Genomic DNA, 17428 nt, shown 5'->3' with positions numbered 1-17428 from the left:
GACCAGCGACAGGGTTTTAATCAAATACTGTGTTTGAACGGGCACGGTCCTTGTTGTAACAAAGCCACGATGAGTGGCGCGACGACATTGCCCAAGCGGGCATCGGCATGGCGGAGGCAATTGCCGGCCTTCCTGCGCCACGGGCGTCTGGCCGCTTTGGTGGAGGGCTTCACCCTGGCCCTGTTCCTGGGCATGGCGGGCCTGACCTATTATATCCTGTCGGGCAGCGGCCAATCTTATACGCTGCTGACCCCGCCCATCGTCGCCTTGCTGCTGGTGGCCAATCTGGTCCCGGCGATCGCTCTGCTGATGCTGCTGGGGCGGCGCGTGGCCAAGCGGCGCGCGGCGCAATCCGCCATCGGCAGCGACGGTCAGTTGCACGTCCGCTTGGTCGCCATCTTCTCGATCGTCGCCAGCGTGCCGATGCTGCTGGTCGTGATCTTCGCGTCTTTGCTGTTCCAATATGGCGTGCAATTCTGGTTTTCGGACAGTGCGCGCAGCATGCTGCAAAATGCCAGCGATCTGGCGCGCGGCTATTATGAACAGAATTTGCGCGAAGTGGGCGACGAGACGGTCACCATGTCGAGCGACCTGCGCAAGGAATTGACGGATTCGCAGGTGAACAGCCCGCGCTTTGCCGAATATCTCCTCTATCAGGTGGTCGGCCGCAAGCTGAGCCGCGCGGCGATCATCGAGCTGGGCAAGGACGGTATCGCGCGAACGGCGGCCACGGTCGATCCGGAAAACCGCCCCGCCGCCGACAAGCTGACGCCCGAAGTGGTCAAGCGACTGGGGCAGGGGGAGACGATCGTCGTCCAGACCCGCAATAATCAGATCGACGCAGTGACCCTGCTCTATCCCGGTTCGAAGGTCTATCTCTACGCCTCGCGCAACGCGGACAGCTCGTCCTTCTCCAACGTCGCGCGCGCGCAGAAGGTGTTGTCGGATTACGACCTGTTCGCCGCGCAATCGCGCGCGCTCCAGCTGCGGTTCAACATCGCTCTGTTCGTGGGGTCGCTGCTGCTGGTCGGCATCGCCGTCTATATCGCGCTTGCAGTGGCGGACTGGATGGTGCGGCCGGTCAACGAGCTGGTGACGGCCGCGCGGCGGATTACGGCGGGTGACCTGTCGGCGCGCGTCACCGGTCCCAAATCGCGTGACGAGATCGGCACGCTGGCTGCCGCCTTCAACCGCATGACGCAAAGGCTGGAGGCGCAGACCGGCGCTTTGGTCGCCGCCAACAGCCAACTGGACGAACGCCGCGCCTTTATCGAGGCGATCCTGTCTGGCGTCAGCGCCGGCGTATTGTCCGTCGATTTCGATGGCGTGGTGCAGCTGCTCAACAGCTCGGCCGCCGCGATCCTGGTGGAGGATGGCGACGATCCGGTCGGCCGCCCATTGCTCAAGGTGTCGGCCGAACTGGCCGAATTCATCGCGTCGGAGGAAAGCGCCGGCATCGTTCAGGTGCGGGCCCATGGCGACCTGCGCACGTTGGCGGTCAAGCGCTCGCAGGACGCCTCGCGCCATATCCTGACCTTCGACGATATCACGCAGCAACTGTCGGATCAGCGCCGCGCCGCCTGGTCCGACGTCGCCCGCCGCATCGCGCACGAGATCAAGAACCCGCTAACCCCGATCCAACTGGCCGCCGAGCGTTTGCAACGTCGCTATGCCGAAGAGGTGACGAGCGACAAGGCGACCTTCACCCGCCTGACCGGCACGATCGTGCGGCAGGTGGGCGATCTGCGCCGCATCGTGGACGAATTCTCCTCCTTCGCCCGCATGCCCAAGCCGGTGTTCCGGCGCGAAGCGGTCGGCGACATCGCGCGCCATGCCCTGTTCCTGCATGAGGTCGCGCATCCCGATATCCGCTTCGAATATGAGGCGGACTTGCCCGATCTGGATCTGGTCTGCGACCGCCGACAGCTGGGTCAGGCCTTGACGAATATCGTCAAGAATGCCGTCGAATCCATTGAACAAAAACCAGTTTCCGAAGATGGCGGTCCGCATGGGCATGTGCGCATGGCGCTTGGTCAGTCAGGCGACGATATCATTATCACGGTCCGGGACGACGGCATCGGGCTGCCGCCCGAACGCGACCGGATATTGGAACCTTATATGACGACGCGGACCAAGGGCACCGGCCTTGGCCTCGCCATCGTCAAGAAGATTGTCGAAGAGCATCTGGGCGAGATCCGCTTCGACGATGCACAGGGGGGAGGCGCATGCGTGACATTGCGCTTCGCCGCAGGGGCGCTCGAAAAAATGGAAGAAGGGCAAATTATAGCCCTGCCAAAAGGAAAAGTGACGGCCAATGGCGCTTGATATTCTGATTGTCGACGATGAAGAGGACATTCGCGATCTGGTCGCGGGCGTGCTGGAAGATGAAGGGTTCACGACGCGAACCGCGGCCAACAGCGACAGCGCGATCGAGGCGCTGGACAACCGGCGCCCGTCGCTGGTCCTGCTCGACGTATGGTTGCAGGGCTCCCGCATGGACGGCCTGGAATTGCTCGACGAGATCAAGCGCCGCGATCCCACCGTCCCTGTCCTGATGATTTCAGGCCATGGCAATATCGACACCGCCGTGGCAGCAATCCGCAAGGGCGCGGCCGACTTCATCGAAAAGCCGTTCGAGGCTGATCGCCTGCTCCACCTCGTCGCCCGCGCGACGGAGACGGAGCGGCTGCGGCGCGAAAATCAGGTGCTGCGGGCCCGCTTCGGCCAGGATGACGAACTGACCGGCACATCGGCGTCGATCAACGGCGTACGCGCCACGATCAAGAAGGTCGCCGGCACCGGCAGCCGGGTCCTCATCTCTGGTCCCGCCGGCGTTGGCAAGGAAGTCGCCGCGCGCATGCTCCATAGCTGGAGCGGCCGCGCCGATTCGCCCTTCATCATCGTCGCCGCCGCGCGCATGGACCCGGATCGGGTCGAAGAGGAACTGTTCGGCGTCGAAGACCCCAGTGGCCTCGTGCGCCCCGGCTTTCTGGAGCAGTCGCATGGCGGCACGCTCTATCTCGATGAAATCGCCGACATGCCGATCACGACGCAGGGCAAGATCCTTCGCGTCCTCACCGACCAGAGTTTCACCCGCGTCGGCGGCCAGCGGCAGGTGAAGGTGGACGTCCGTGTCATCTCCTCGACCGCGCTCAATCTGGCGAGCGAGATTGAGGAGCGCCGTTTCCGCGAAGATCTCTTCTATCGCCTCAACGTCGTGCCGCTGGCCATTCCGCCGCTGTCGGAACGGCGCGACGATATTCCGCCGCTGGTCGAACATTATCTCGCCCGCTTCGCTGCCGAACGGCGCGTGCCGCCGCCCGAAATCGCGAGCGACGCCATGGCCGCATTGCAGGCCAATGAGTGGCCGGGCAACGTGCGTCAGCTCCGCAACGTGATCGAACGCACGATGATCCTGGCGCCGGGCGACCGGATCGGTCGGATCGAACTGGACATGCTGCCCGCCGAACTCACTAGTGGCGGCGGTGGGGAGGGGATGGGCCAGTCCGCCATCATGGGCGCGCCCCTGCGGGAAGCGCGCGAAAGTTTCGAGCGCGAATATCTGCGTATCCAGATTCGCCGATTTTCCGGCAATATCTCGCGCACCGCGACCTTCATCGGCATGGAGCGTTCCGCGCTGCACCGCAAACTCAAGCTGCTGGGCATTACCGAAGGCAAGGATTGAGCGAATCCGGGAAGGGGTATCCAAACGATTGCCGAACTTTTGCCAAAGCGCATCTCGGCCATGGACGCCCCTTCGCAATTGCGATAGGATCGCACGCGCTCCCGACAGGCGGGGGCAAGCAAGACATCCTGCTTAGGATGCGAGAGCGGGTAACGTCCCGCCAAGAAAAGGACTGGCGACGACCATGGCCGACAAGGTAAACAACCTTCAGGATATTTTCCTCAACAGCCTGCGCAAGAGCAAGACCCCGGTGACCATGTTCTTGGTCAAGGGCGTGAAGCTGCAGGGCATCATCACCTGGTTCGACAATTTCTCCGTGCTGCTGCGCCGCGATGGCCAGTCGCAGCTGGTCTATAAGCATGCCATTTCCACCGTCATGCCGGCGGCGTCGATGGACCTGACGGACCTGCGCAAGGCCAGCGATGGCAATGGCAAGTCCAAGCTGCTTCAGGAAATCTTCCTGTCGGCCGTCCGCAAGTCGGGCAGCCCGGTGACGATGTTCCTGGTGAACGGCGTCATGCTTCAGGGCGAAATCGCCGCCTTCGACCTGTTCTGCATGCTGCTCGAACGCGACGGCATGGTGCAGCTCGTCTACAAGCACGCCATTTCGACGGTCCAGCCGCTCCATGCGCTCGACCTCACTGGCGAGAATGAACAGGACGACTGATCGTCTATCCGGCGCCCGGTCCGCCCAGCGGTGGACCGGGCCGCTGCAAGATGCTCTAAACATGCATGGCCATATTCAACCGCGACTCCGATGACGAAGTGGCGCGCGGCGCGCGCGCCGTCGTCGTTCATGCCGAAACCCATAATGCAGATCGCCGGGACAGCGATGCCCGGTTGGAGGAAGCGCGCGGCCTGGCCCTGGCCATCGGCATCGACGTGCGCGCGGCGCAGGCTTTCCGCGTCCGCGACCGCAAGCCGGCGACTTTGTTCGGCAGCGGACAGGTGGACCAGATCGCCACGCTGGCGCGGCAGGAAGAGGCCGAGCTCATCATCGTCGACAACAGCCTGTCGCCGGTGCAGCAAAGCAATCTCGAAAAGGCATGCGAGGCCAAGGTCATCGACCGGACCGGCCTGATCCTCGAAATTTTCGGCGAGCGTGCGGCCACCAACGAAGGCCGCTTGCAGGTCGAACTCGCGCATCTCGATTATCAGGCGGGGCGTCTGGTGCGCAGTTGGACCCATCTTGAGCGGCAACGCGGCGGCTTCGGCTTCCTCGGTGGTCCGGGCGAAACCCAGATCGAGGCGGACAGGCGCATGATCCGTGATCGCATGGCGAAGATCCGCCGCGAACTGGATCAGGTCACGCGCACCCGTGGCCTTCACCGCGCCCGGCGCCAACGCGCGCCCTGGCCGGTGATTGCACTGGTCGGCTACACCAATGCCGGCAAATCCACACTTTTCAACCGCATGACCGGCGCCACCGTCATGGCGGAAGACCTGCTTTTCGCTACGCTGGACCCCACCATGCGCCAAATTGCGTTGCCGGGGCTAGACAAGGCGATCCTGTCCGACACGGTTGGTTTCGTGTCCGACCTGCCGACCCAGTTGATCGCTGCCTTTCGCGCGACGCTGGAGGAAGTGCTGTCGGCCGACCTCATCGTCCATGTCCGGGATATCGCCCACCCCGATAGCGAGGCGCAGCGCGACGATGTGCTGGATGTACTCGGCGAACTGGGCGTCGCTGGCGAAGCGGCGCTGGATCGCGGGGAAGGGGAGCCGGAACCGCCGCCGATCCTAGAGGCATGGAACAAGCTAGACCTGCTGAGCGAAGAGGATGCTGCCCTAACGCGGGAAACCGCAGCCCGCCGCGACGATGTCGTCATTCTCTCGGCCCTGACCGGGGAAGGGGTGGATGACCTCCAGCGCGCGATCAGCGACCGCATGACACGCGGCGCCAAAGTCTATGGCCTGCGCATCCCCGTATCGGATGGCGCGACCGTGGCTTGGCTGCACGAACATGGCGAAGTGCTGTCGAGCAGCGTCGAAGGTGAAGAAAGCCGGGTCGACGTACGCCTGTCCGACGCCGCCTTCGCCCGCTATTCGAAGCGGGCGAAGGCCTGAAGTCGAGCGATAGGGCGGCCCACGCCGCCCCATCCTATTAGATCAGCGCCTTTTCCACGACAGCGACGGCCTGATCCAATGGCTTGGCGCGATCGCAGTTGCTGCTGCATTTTTCCTGCTGGTAGCGCAGCTTGTCCAGAATATTCTGTGCAGCATCGCGATTGCCGAGGCGGATTTCCGCCAAGGCCAATCCGGACATGGCGCCTGGCATGCCATTTTTTCCGTAATATAGGCTCTTCTCGAAATAGCGGCGTGCCGCAGCCGCATCACCCATGCCGAGCTTTGCGACGCCCTTTAGGAAAGGGACTTGCTTGCTACTGGTTTCGCCGATTATTTTCGACAACATTGCATCAGCTTCGGCATAGTTACCGGCCGCAATCAGCTTTTGCGCATGCGCCACATTGACGCGACGCGGTCCTAGTTGAGCCGTGTAGAGGCTATTGTCGAACATAGGCGAGACCAATGGGGATGCGATATTGAAATGAATGCCTGACACGCCGCCGGCTTGCTGCGCATGCGCCGGCACCGCAATGGCGCAGATTAGGGGAAGAAGGACTGTCAAACGCATTGCACATTTCTCCTCTTTGAGGAGAAAAACTATCGGCTTTGCAAGATAGTGTCAAATATAGGTTTCAAGTCCGAACTTTGTCTGAGCCATGTTTGAAAAACGACCAACCTTGGCCTGTATCAGACGCCTTTCTCCAACTGCTTCGCCCGCTGCCACAGCGCTTCCTGCTCATCGAGCGACAGGCCGGCGAAGGCATCGCCAGCCATATCCTCCATCGATCGGAAGCGCCGATCGAATTTCCCATTTGCCTTGCGCAGAGCTGTTTCCGGATCGATCTTCAGATGGCGTGCGAGGTTGACCACGGCAAATAGCAGATCACCGACTTCCTCTTCGCGTTCGTCCGGCGTGGTCGCATCACGCACCTCTTCCAGTTCTTCGACAACCTTGTCGATCACGCGGTCCGTTTCAGGCCAATCGAAGCCGGTACGCGCAGCACGCTTCTGCAATTTTTCGGCGCGCAGTAGTGCGGGCAGGGCGATCGCCACACCCGCCAGAGCGCTGGGATCGGGATCTTTTTCGGCACGCTCGGCCGCCTTGATGGTTTCCCACTGGGCATGGCCGTCCTCGCGCCTTGCGCCGTCGCCAAAGACATGGGGGTGCCGCCGGATCATCTTCTGCGTGATGGCGTCGATCACATCCTGCAACGCGAAATGGCCGGCCTGTTCTGCCATGCGGCTGTGAAAGGCGACCTGAAGCAACAGGTCGCCCAATTCGTCGCGCAGCGCGTCCATATCCTGCCGCTCGACCGCATCGGCGACCTCATAGGCTTCCTCGATCGTATAAGGCACGATCGACGCGAAATCCTGTTCGATATCCCAAGGGCAGCCGCTATCGGGATCGCGCAACCGCGCCATGACGTCGGCGAGCGGCATGATATCGGCGGGACTGGCTTTGGACATGGGAACCCGATCTTTGTTGAAATTGGCCGGCTGGCGATAAGGCGTGCATGGCGCAGTGGCCAGCCCATAACAAGCGAGCGACTTCGATAAGGAAATCAGGCCCGACTTTATGAAAGTGCGATAATAAAGATTATGTTAAACGCCACCACATCTCCACAGCATTACCGCTGTCCAACTCGCTGTCTCATGCCATCCCGTCAGGCGATCAATCCTCCTGGATCTGGCTATGTTTCGCGGTGTCGCGCATCCGCACATAGACGGTCAGTGATATGGCGATCATCACCGTGACATAGATGTAGAAAGCCTGTTCAATGCCGGCCTGCTTGAACCACAAAGCCACGAACTCTGCCGTTCCGCCGAACAATGTATTGGCCAGCGCATAAGGCAGCGCCACGCCCAGCGCGCGGATATGCGCGGGAAACAACTCCGCCTTCACGACGGCATTGATCGACGTGTAACCTGTCACGATGACCAGTCCGGCCATCACCAGCAGCCCGGCGACGATCGGGTCTTTGGTCACGGCCAGGGTCGTGAAGATCGGATAGGTGCAAAGCACGCCCATCACGCCGAAGCCGATCATCAACGGCTTGCGCCCGATCCGGTCGGACAGAGCACCGGCGACCGGCTGGAGCAGCATGAACAGGAATAGCGTCGCCGCATTGATCTGCGACGCGACCTCACGGCTCAGCCCACTGGTGATCACCAGGAATTTCTGCATGTAGATGCTGTAGGCATAGAAAGCGATTGTGCCGCCGGCCGTCAGCAGCATCACCGTCAGCGTCTCGCGCGGATGGTTGGTGATCAACTCGACAAAGCCCGATTTCGGCGCACCCTGCGCCTTGGCTACTGCAAAGCTCTGTGTCTCCGCCAGCCCGCGCCGCAGCCAGAAGACGATGACCGCCAGCAACCCGCCGATGAAGAAGGGTATCCGCCATCCCCAAGCGTCCAGTTGCGCCTCGCTCAGCGTCGCCTGCAACAGCAGCAGGACGCAGATCGCCACCAACTGCCCGGCGATCAATGTCACATATTGAAAGCTGGAGAAGAAACCGCGCCGGTTCTTGCCCGCCATTTCGGACAGATAGGTCGCGCTGGCGCCATATTCGCCACCGATCGACAGCCCCTGCATCAGCCGGGCCAGCACCAGAAGCAGCGGCGCCGCAACCCCGATCGTCTCATAGCCCGGCGTCACCGCGATCAGCAGCGACCCCGCGCACATCAGCGCCACCGACAGCGTCAGCCCGCTCTTGCGCCCATGGCGATCAGCATAGACGCCCATCAGCCACGCCCCGATCGGCCGCATCAGGAACCCAACGGCGAAGATGCCCGCCGCGCTCAGCAATTGCGCGGTGCGATCCTCGCTCGGGAAGAAATGCGGCGCGAAATAGATGGTGAAGGCGGCATAGGCATACCAGTCATACCATTCCACTAGATTGCCGGTGGACCCGCCGATAATGGCCTTCAGCCGCTGCGCCTGGGTCGGCGCGTCCTGCTCCGTCGCCGCGCTCATGGTTTCAGCACCATGGCGCCATCCTGGACACCCCAGCTTTTCAGCCGCGAAAGCATGTTCATGCCGATGACGTTGACCTCTCCGAAAGCGGGTGAGACGACGACGGGCAGGTCGCTCGCCGAAATGGGGCCGATGGCCAGGGTGGCGATGCTGGATCGCTTCGCCTCCACCTTGCCATTGGCGGTGGTCATGATGACATTAGGTTCGCCGACATCATAGTTGAGGCCGGCGGCGCGCGCCGTACTGTCGGAAAGGGCGGTGATGGTCGCTCCGCTGTCGATCAGGAAGCGGGCGGGCGTGCCGTTGATCGTCGCCTCCACCCAATAATGGCCGTCCGGCGCGACGGGGATGCGCAATGCCTGCCCTTCGACCTGCGCGCGCGGCAAAGCGGCGGGCGCCTCGTCTGGGGTGACGGCACTCCCCTCCTCCGCCCAGCGCCCGGTCAGAAAACCCTGGCTCTGCCCGAATTTGAACAGGCCCAGCAGACCGGCAAAGATCGCGACCCACAGCAACGCCATACGCAGCAGGCTGCCCCAGGCCATGTGCCGCCCGATCAACGCGGACCCGACCAATATGATCGCCAGCACATACCAGATGGTCGATGCCGCCTGATCCGTGCCGTCCATTCAGGCCCCCTGCTCTTTCGTGTCCAACGCGATCACCAGTCCGTCATAGCCCGGCTCCACGCCCTTGGGGAGGGTGCGAAGCAGCGTGGCATAATCCATGCTCTGGTCCATATGGGTCAGAATGGCGCGATCGGGCCGGGCCGCGGCGATGCCGTCCAGTGTCAGCGCCAGATGCGGATGGGTCGGATGTGGCTTTTCCCGCAATGCGTCCACCACCCACACGTCCAGCCCATCATAGAGCGCCAGCATGTCCGGCGTCAGCGCGTGGAAATCCGTGGCATAGCCGATCGATCGGCCACCATGCGTGAAGCGGAACCCGGTGGAGTAGATCTCGCCATGAGGCTGATCGACGCAGGCGATGTCGATGTCGCCGATGCGCAAACCGTCGGGCAGGACATGGGCGTCGATCGTGGGATGATAGCCATTGCGCCCCTCGAACGCATAAGCGAAGCGCTGGCCCAGCAACTTCATTGTCTGCGCCCGCGCATAGCCGGGCACGGGGGTGCGCCGATGATGGAAAAGCTGACGAACGTCGTCGATGCCATGGCTATGGTCGGCATGGTCGTGCGTCCACAGGATCGCGTCGATCTGGATCACGTCCGCCGCCAGCAGCTGCGCCCGCATGTCCGGCGACGTATCGACCAGGATACGGGTCGTGGGGCTTTCGACCAAAATCGATACCCGCGTCCGACGGTTTTTCGGCTCTTTGGGGTCGCAATCGCCCCAGTCATTGCCGATCCGGGGCACGCCCGAAGAGGTGCCGCTGCCCAGGATCGTCAGCTTCAGGCTCATGCGACCTTCGAGAAGAGGGTGCGGAAATTGGCCGAGGTCGCCGCCGCCAGTTGCTCGATACTCTCGCCGCGCAGATTGGCCAGGAATTTGGCGGTGTCCGCGACATAGGCCGGCTCGCACGACTTGCCGCGATGCGGGACCGGCGCCAGGAAGGGCGAGTCCGTTTCTACCAGCAGCCGATCGAGCGGCAGCCGTGCCGCCGTCTCCTGCAAATCCTTCGCGCTCTTGAACGTGACGATGCCCGAAATGCTGATGTAGAAGCCCAGATCCATCGCCGCATCGGCAAAGGCGCCGCTGGCGGTGAAGCAATGGATGACGCCGCCATAAGGCCCCGTCTCCATCTCCTCCCGCATGATGCGCAGCGTATCCTCCTCCGCATCGCGGGTATGGACGATCATCGGCAGGCCGGTTTCGCGGCAAGCGGCGATATGGGACCGGAAGCTTTTCTGCTGCCGTTCGCGGTCGCTATGGTCGTAATAATAATCGAGGCCAGTTTCGCCGATGCCCACGACACGCGGATGCGCGGCGCGCTCGACCAGTTTGGCGGTATCGACATGGGGATGCTCGTCCGCCTCATGCGGATGGATGCCGACCGTCGCCCATACGTCCGGTTCGCGCACGGCGGTATCCAGCACCGCATCCCATTCGCTTTCGCGCGTGGCGATGTTGAGCATCAGATCTACGCCCGCTGCCCGCGACCGTTCCAGCACATTGGCCTGATCCTCGATCAAGCCTTTGTAATTCAGGTGGCAATGGCTGTCGATGAGCATGGGATCAGCCTTCCGCCTCGGTCAGTTCCAGGCGCGGGAAGAGTGGCTTGGGCGCGCCGAGGATGAAGCCCGACGCGCGCAGATCGGCGTAGAATTTGCTGCCGATAACGTCATAGCCGCGCGTCTCTCCATCGATGCCCATCTGGTCCAGCAGTGCGGTGGCGCTGGCTGGAATGACCGGCTGGATCATGATGGCCAGGCTGGCGATCGCTTCATAGAGCGTGGCCAGCACCGCTTCCATCCGCGCCGGGTCGGTCTTGCGCAATGCCCATGGCGCCTGCGCGTCGATATAGGCGTTGCAGGCGAAGACGGCGCGCATCCACGCCTCGATCGCGACCGAAGGCGCCAAGTCAGCCATGGCAGTCTGAAAGGTCTGCGCGGCCTCCGCAATGCTTTTGAGCAATTCGCTGTCGACATCCTGCGGCGCCGGTTCGGGCAACCGCCCTTCCAGATTCTTGGCGATGAAGCTCAATGTCCGCTGCGCCAGATTGCCGAAGCTGTTGGCCAGATCGCTGTTCGACCGGGCGACGATCGCCTCCGCGCTATAGCTGCCATCATTGCCGAACGTGACCTCGGACAGCAGGAAATAGCGCAGCTGATCGACGCCGAAGCGATCGGCCAGTTCCATCGGATCGGCAACATTGCCGACCGACTTCGACATCTTCTCACCCCGGTTCAGCAGGAAGCCGTGACCGAAGACCTGCTTTGGCAAAGGCAGCTTCGCGCTCATCAGAAAGGCCGGCCAGTAGACCGTATGAAAACGTACGATATCCTTGCCGATAATGTGCGTGATGTCGCCCTCCTCGGCCCAGTAGCGCGCCATCCGCTCCGCGTCGTCGGGATAGCCGCAGCCGGTCAGATAATTGGTGAGCGCATCGACCCACACATACATGACATGGCCTTCACTACCCGGCACCTTCACGCCCCAGTCGAAGCTGGTGCGCGAGACGCTGAGGTCGGAGAGGCCGCCTTCGACGAACCGCATGATTTCATTGCGGCGGCTATCGGGCTGGATGAAGTCCGGCTGGCTTTCATAGAGCGCCAGCAGCCGGTCCTGATAGGCCGACAGGCGGAAGAACCAGCTTTCCTCGACCGTCCATTCGACCGGCGTACCCTGGGGGGAGAGCTTCGCGCCGCCTTCCCCCTCGACGATTTCCTTTTCGTCGTAAAAGGCTTCGTCCCGGACCGAATACCAGCCTTCATAGCGGCCCAGATACAGGTCGCCATTGGCCTCCATCGCCTGCCAGATCGCCTGGCTGGCGGCATGATGATCGGGCTCGCTGGTGCGGATGAAACGATCATGGCTGATATTCAGCCTCTCGTTCATCTGCTTGAAATAGCCGGCCATCTCATCGGCCAGTTCCCGCGGCTCGATCCCCCGGTTGCGCGCGGTCTGGGCCATTTTCAGCCCATGTTCGTCGGTGCCGGTCTGGAAAAAGACGTCGCGGCCCATCATCCGCTGGAACCGGGCGACCGCGTCGGTAGCGATCACCTCATAGGCGTGGCCGATATGCGGACGGCCGTTGGGATAGGAAATGGCGGTGGTGATGGTGAAGGGCTTGGACATGGCGCCATCCCTAGCGGCTGTTATGGACGGCGCAAAGTCGCTTTATGCGTGCGAAGGCGCCAGCGCCGCGACATGGCCGGCCAGTTCGAACACGACCGCCGCCGGATCAAGCGACAGGATCACAGCACCACCGGCCAGATGGCGTGCTTTTTCCCAATGATCGAGCGCCTGGCCCAGTGCCGGCCCCTGTTTCGTCCGCGCCGCCTGCGCGATGAAGGCGGGCGCGCGCTCAAGAAACGCCTCATAGCGCGGCTTGGCCGCCTTGAGCGCCAGCGCTTTGGCCAGCGCCAGCCGTTGCCGATTACCGGGATCGCCTGCCGTCGCTAGGCTGCTCAGCGCCTGTTCGATCTCCGACAGGTTGAGGCCCGCATAGCGCAGTGCTTGCCCTGGCGATCCCTCGCCTGCGCGTACCAGCGCATCAACTTCCTGCGGCGAAAGCGTTTCGTCCGTTCCCTTCAGCACCGCGCGCATCGTCGCAGCGTCCAGCGGGGCGAAGCGCAGCGTGCGACAACGCGACCGGATCGTCGGCAACAACCGCCCTGGCGCATGGCTGACCAGCAGGAAGATCATGTCCGCCGGCGGCTCCTCCAGCGTCTTAAGCAGCGCATTGGCCGCGCCCCGCTCCAGATCGTCGGCGCTGTCGACCACCACCACGCGGCGCTGCGACAGCGATGGGGCCGATTGGGTCAGCCGCGCAAGACCGCGTATCTGGTCCACGCTGATATTGCGGGCGGTGCCGGTTTCCTTCTCCAATGGCGCGAGTTCGGCATAGTCGGGATGGGCGCTGGCCTCGATCAGGCGGCGGATCGGATGGCTTTGTGGAACGAACAGCCCCTCTTCTTCGACCGGCGGACCGGCGGCATCGGCCAGCAATCGCATTGCCAGGGCGCGCGCAAAGCTGGCTTTGCCGATGCCCCTGGGGCCGGCAAGGATCCAGCCATGGTGCATCCGCCCGCTGCGCGCAGCCATGGTCAACGTGCGCGTCTGGGCCTCATGCCCCAGCAATATGGTCATGGCAGCAGGTCTTCGATCGCGTCCAGCAGGCGCACCGTCACCACCTCGGCCGGGCCGGAGGCATCGACGCCATGGACGCGGTCGCTTTCTTCCTGTGCGAAGCGGGTGAACGCATCGGCGACGGCGCGATGGAAATCGCTCGCCCGCCCGCCGATCCGGTCGGTCGTATCGCCATCGCGCGCCCGTGCTCGGCCGCTCGCTTCCGCTTCGGGCAGCGTCAACAATAGGGTGCGATCCGGCAGGAAGCCCGCGCTGCCGATTCGATGCAGCGCCAAAATGTCGGCGTCGCTCAACTCACCCTGCCCCTGATAGGCGCGGCTGGAATCGAGGAAACGGTCGGATAGCACCCAGGCCCCACGTTCCAGCGCCGGCCGGATCGTCTTTTCGATATGATCCGCCCGCGCTGCCGCAAACAGCAACGCCTCGGCGCGCGGACTCCACCGATCGGCGCCACCGGTCAGCAGCAGGGCGCGGATCGCCTCCGCCCCCTCGCTTCCGCCCGGTTCGCGCGTCTCGACAACCTCCAGCCCGCGCACGCGCAGTGCCGCCGCCAGAGCGCGAAGTTGCGTGGACTTGCCCGCCCCTTCACCGCCCTCCAGCGATATGAAACGCCCTGCGGTCAAGCGAACAGCGACTTCATGCCATTCCACAGACGGCCGAAAATGCCCGCTTCGGCAACATCTTCACCCGCGACCAGCGGCATGATCTGCGGCGGCGTGTCGGGCGTCTGGACGATCAACTGGGCGATCTGTTGACCCTTGGCGATCGGCGCCTTGATCGGACCGGTATAAACCACCTTAACCTGCACATTGGCGGACGCCGTGCGCGGCAGGGTGACGGCCAGATTCTGCGGCGCGACCAGCGCCACGCTCGTCGCGCTGCCCATCTGGACCGCGGCCGTTTCGACCGTCTGGCCCTTCTTGAACAAAGGCTGGGCCTTCCACGCCTTGAAGCCCCAGTCCATGAAGCGCACGGCTTCGGTCGCGCGGCCGTTGAAGCTGGTGGAGCCGGCGGTAACGATCACCAGGCGGCGACCATCCTGCTCCGCCGACCCGGTGAAGCCGAAACCAGCTTCCTCGGTATGGCCGGTCTTCAGGCCATCGGCACCGGCGATCTTGCCCAAAATGGGGTTGCGGTTCGCCTGTGCGATGTCCGATCCGCCCATTGTCTTGCCCCATGTGAAGGAGCGGGTGGCGTAGAAACGCTTGTAGAGGTCGGGCGTCTCGACGATCGTCGCCTCGGCCAGCTTGGCCAGATCCTCGGCGGTCACATAGGTCACGCCTTCGTCCGGCCAGCCATTGCTGGTGCCGAAATGGCTGTTCTTCAGGCCAAGCCGCTTGGCCTCCTCGTTCATGGCGGCGACGAATGCCTGTTCCGTGCCGGCAATCCCCTCCGCCAGAACGACGCAGGCGTCATTGCCCGACAGGGTGACGATGCCGTGCAGCAGATTTTCGACCGACACCTGCTCGCCGACCGACAGGAACATGGTCGATCCGGCCTGCGGGCCATGCCACTGCTTCCAGGTTTCCGGGCGGACCGTGAATTTCGTATCGAGCTTCAACTCACCCTTCTGGATCAGGCGGAAGGCGACATGCGCCGTCATCATCTTTGCCAGCGACGCCGGCGGCATGCGCGTTTCGCCGCCCTTGTCGTACAGCACGGCGCCCGACGACAGATCCTTCATATAAGCGATCGGCGCTTCGCTGGTGTAGGGCGGCGCGGCCGCGATCAGCGGCTGGGCCAGCAGCCCGGCGGCAAGGAGGACTGCAACGCTTTTCTTCATCGGAAAACTGCCTTCGATTATGATGGAATCGCTGTACGGGCGCGATCTCTATCGTGCGTCATTAGCCATGATGCGGGCATTCTCAAAGCCTTTGGCTGCGGCGAACCGCACACCGGCCTGCGCTGCCTGTTGCGTGGGATAGGGGCCAAGCCGCACGCGCCACAGGCCGCCGCCTGCTTCGGCACGGGCGCCGATGCTCTTCGCCACGGTTTCGGCGCGCGCCTGAGACGAGAAGGCGCCGACCTGAACGATATAGCCACCAGCGCGCGTCGGCGCTGCGGGCGCTGTAGCCTGAACCGGCTTGGGCGCTGGTTTTGCCGACTGGGTCGCGATACGCGGCGGCGGTGGCGCCTGATCGAAATCGGCGCCGGGCCTTGGCGCCGCAACCGGCCGGGTGGCGGCTGGGGCAGGCTTGGGCTTGGTCGCTGCTACTGCTCGCGCCGGCGTGGCGGCGGCGTGCGAAACGGCCGGCAATTTGGTCCGCAGCACCCGCAACAACGCAGCCGGCGTTTCCAGCCGTTCGGCTGCCCGCCCCTGCCCGCGTAGCGCCGCGCGCTCCTGCTCTGGCGGGTTGACCCGGCGCACACGCACAGGAATCACGGCCTGCCCGCTCACGCCCAGTTGCGATGCCGCGCCGGGCGACAGCGCGATCAACTGGTCGCCCCGCATCGGTCCGCGATCATTGACCCGCACCAAAATCGTTCGCCCGCTATCCAGTGCCGTCACCTCGACATAGCTGGGGAGCGGCAAGGTTTTGTGCGCGGCCGTGATGGCGGCGGGCATGAACGCTTCGCCATTGGCGGTCGCGCCACTTTGGCTGCCATCCGTGCTTTCGCCGGCATAGCCGACCTCGTCATAGGAAACAGGATCGGCCGGTGTGTAGCTGACGCCGCCCACCGCATAGGACGCGCCCAAAGGCACCGGCGTGTCGCTGGCCATGGAAGCAGGCGCCCCAGCGCTTTGCGGCTGCGCGGCGCCCGCGCTGCCGCCAACCAGCGCCAGCATCATGGCCGTAACGAACAGCCCCTTATTGTTTGACAGCATCCGCCAGCAATCCCACCGACAAGGCATAGAAATTGGAGCAATTATAATCCAGAATCGCCCGATAATTGCTGGTCAGCAGATAGGCGGTCTTGCCAGGACCATCGGGTTCCAGCAGCGTCGCCATGACGCCATCGGCTGGCCAGACGCCGCTATTGGGGAAGAGGCCCAGCTTGCGCCACTCCGCCATCGTCAGCCAGCGGCTATGCCGGTTGAACACGCGCGGGCAACGGGCCGGATCGGTCTTGGCCGCCACCGACGCGCGGTTGAAACTGGCCGGCACGCTGACGGCCACGCCCCAAGGCTGACCCTTGCGCCATCCCGATTGCACGAAATAATTGGCGATGGAGGCGAGCGCGTCGGCCTCGCTGGTCCAGATGTCGGCCTTCCCGTCGCCATCGCCATCCTTGGCGATGCGCAGATAGACGGACGGCAGGAATTGCGGATAGCCGGTCGCGCCGGCCCAGCTACCCACCAGGCGGCTACGCGGCACGCCATTGTCCAGCATCTTGAGCGTCGCCAGCAATTCCGGTTCGAACAAGGCACGGCGGCGACCTTCATGCGCCAGCGTCGCGAGCGACCGGATCAGATCGAAATCGCCGGTATAGCTGCCATAATTGGTTTCATGGCCGTAGATGGCGACCATGATCTCCTCCGGCACGCCCGTTTCCGCTTCGATGCGCGCAAGGCGCGACCGGTTCGCCTGATAGGCGACCCGACCCCGGCTGATGCGCGCGGCGTCGACATGCTGGCGGCGATAGGGTTCGAAATTGGGGATAGGCGAATAGGCGCCGCCGCCCGGCTGACTCTGGTCCAGTTGCACGACGCGCGGATTGATCGTCAGCGTGGGGAAGACGCTATCCAGCGTCGCATCGCGGATGCCCATGGCCCGCGCCTTGGGCCGCAGGCTCTCCAGATAGGCACGGAAATCGGCACTATCCTGCGCTTGCGCAGGGGCAATCGCGACACTGCCACCGGTAATGGCAGTCAGGCCGAGCAACAAGGACAGGACGGACGAACGCAAAGAATCCCTCATCCCCTTGTTGTTGCACAGGCAGGGCGGCAGGTGAATCCTTTATTGCGACGTCCGGTCGGTTAAGGCGACGAAC

At 63.5% G+C, this 17428-nt stretch carries 16 protein-coding genes; 4 read left to right on the top strand and 12 right to left on the bottom strand.

All coding sequences use genetic code 11. The features are described from left to right. Window positions 1–69: 69 nt before the first annotated feature. From F4U95_RS13750 to hflX, 4 genes are all read left to right on the top strand, one after another. A complete protein-coding gene (locus F4U95_RS13750; protein ID WP_150426059.1) occupies window positions 70–2325 on the top strand; it encodes a sensor histidine kinase in 2256 nt (751 codons plus the stop codon). Continuing rightward, on the top strand, window positions 2315–3685 hold the full coding sequence (ntrX, locus tag F4U95_RS13745; protein ID WP_120250150.1) for a nitrogen assimilation response regulator NtrX: 1371 nt from the start codon (window positions 2315–2317) through the stop codon (window positions 3683–3685). Before F4U95_RS13750 ends, ntrX begins: the two co-directional genes overlap by 11 nt. A 172-nt stretch (window positions 3686–3857) precedes the next feature. After that, the gene (hfq, locus tag F4U95_RS13740) at window positions 3858–4352 is read left to right on the top strand and encodes an RNA chaperone Hfq (RefSeq protein ID WP_120250149.1); all 495 of its coding nucleotides are present in this window, start codon (window positions 3858–3860) and stop codon (window positions 4350–4352) included. Between the two features lie 65 nt (window positions 4353–4417). Then, window positions 4418–5752 carry a GTPase HflX gene (hflX, locus tag F4U95_RS13735; protein WP_150426058.1) on the top strand — a complete coding sequence of 445 codons (1335 nt, stop codon included), beginning with the start codon at window positions 4418–4420 and terminating at the stop codon, window positions 5750–5752. 37 nt (window positions 5753–5789) lie between these two features. On the opposite strand, the gene F4U95_RS13730 is transcribed toward hflX, so the two are convergent. From F4U95_RS13730 to F4U95_RS13675, 12 genes are all read right to left on the bottom strand, one after another. Continuing rightward, a complete protein-coding gene (locus F4U95_RS13730; RefSeq protein WP_150426057.1) occupies window positions 5790–6320 on the bottom strand; it encodes a tetratricopeptide repeat protein in 531 nt (176 codons plus the stop codon). A 119-nt stretch (window positions 6321–6439) separates the two neighbouring features. Next, window positions 6440–7219, bottom strand: coding sequence for a nucleoside triphosphate pyrophosphohydrolase (mazG, locus tag F4U95_RS13725; protein ID WP_150426056.1), 780 nt, complete (start codon window positions 7217–7219; stop codon window positions 6440–6442). Window positions 7220–7424: 205 nt separating this feature from the next. Continuing rightward, entirely contained in the window at window positions 7425–8726 is a 1302-nt protein-coding gene (locus tag F4U95_RS13720; protein ID WP_150426055.1) for an MFS transporter, read from the bottom strand. Next, entirely contained in the window at window positions 8723–9352 is a 630-nt protein-coding gene (locus tag F4U95_RS13715; RefSeq protein WP_150426054.1) for a retropepsin-like aspartic protease family protein, read from the bottom strand. Before F4U95_RS13715 ends, F4U95_RS13720 begins: the two co-directional genes overlap by 4 nt. Beyond that, complete coding sequence (locus F4U95_RS13710; protein ID WP_150426053.1) at window positions 9353–10144, bottom strand: MBL fold metallo-hydrolase; 792 nt, start codon at window positions 10142–10144, stop codon at window positions 9353–9355. It lies immediately after the preceding gene. Beyond that, window positions 10141–10914, bottom strand: coding sequence for a TatD family hydrolase (locus F4U95_RS13705; RefSeq protein WP_150426052.1), 774 nt, complete (start codon window positions 10912–10914; stop codon window positions 10141–10143). Before F4U95_RS13705 ends, F4U95_RS13710 begins: the two co-directional genes overlap by 4 nt. 4 nt (window positions 10915–10918) lie before the next feature. Further along, the gene (gene metG, locus F4U95_RS13700) at window positions 10919–12481 is read right to left on the bottom strand and encodes a methionine--tRNA ligase (protein ID WP_150426051.1); all 1563 of its coding nucleotides are present in this window, start codon (window positions 12479–12481) and stop codon (window positions 10919–10921) included. Between the two features lie 42 nt (window positions 12482–12523). Then, window positions 12524–13495 (bottom strand): AAA family ATPase, encoded by a 972-nt coding sequence (locus tag F4U95_RS13695; RefSeq protein ID WP_150426050.1) that lies wholly within the window; start codon window positions 13493–13495, stop codon window positions 12524–12526. Continuing rightward, window positions 13492–14118, bottom strand: coding sequence for a dTMP kinase (tmk, locus tag F4U95_RS13690; protein ID WP_150426049.1), 627 nt, complete (start codon window positions 14116–14118; stop codon window positions 13492–13494). The genes F4U95_RS13695 and tmk overlap by 4 nt, the downstream gene beginning before the upstream one ends. Then, on the bottom strand, window positions 14115–15278 hold the full coding sequence (locus F4U95_RS13685) for a D-alanyl-D-alanine carboxypeptidase family protein (RefSeq protein ID WP_150426048.1): 1164 nt from the start codon (window positions 15276–15278) through the stop codon (window positions 14115–14117). The genes tmk and F4U95_RS13685 overlap by 4 nt, the downstream gene beginning before the upstream one ends. 48 nt (window positions 15279–15326) lie before the next feature. Continuing rightward, window positions 15327–16322, bottom strand: a complete 996-nt coding sequence (locus tag F4U95_RS13680) for a septal ring lytic transglycosylase RlpA family protein (RefSeq protein ID WP_150426047.1) — start codon at window positions 16320–16322, stop codon at window positions 15327–15329. After that, window positions 16306–17343: a lytic murein transglycosylase gene (locus tag F4U95_RS13675; RefSeq protein ID WP_425505059.1), complete on the bottom strand. Its 1038-nt coding sequence runs from the start codon at window positions 17341–17343 to the stop codon at window positions 16306–16308. Before F4U95_RS13675 ends, F4U95_RS13680 begins: the two co-directional genes overlap by 17 nt. Window positions 17344–17428: the final 85 nt, after the last annotated feature.

This window comes from Sphingobium limneticum (assembly GCF_008710165.1).
Lineage (GTDB): Bacteria > Pseudomonadota > Alphaproteobacteria > Sphingomonadales > Sphingomonadaceae > Sphingobium > Sphingobium limneticum.
This window is presented reverse-complemented; position numbering and strand designations above follow the sequence as displayed.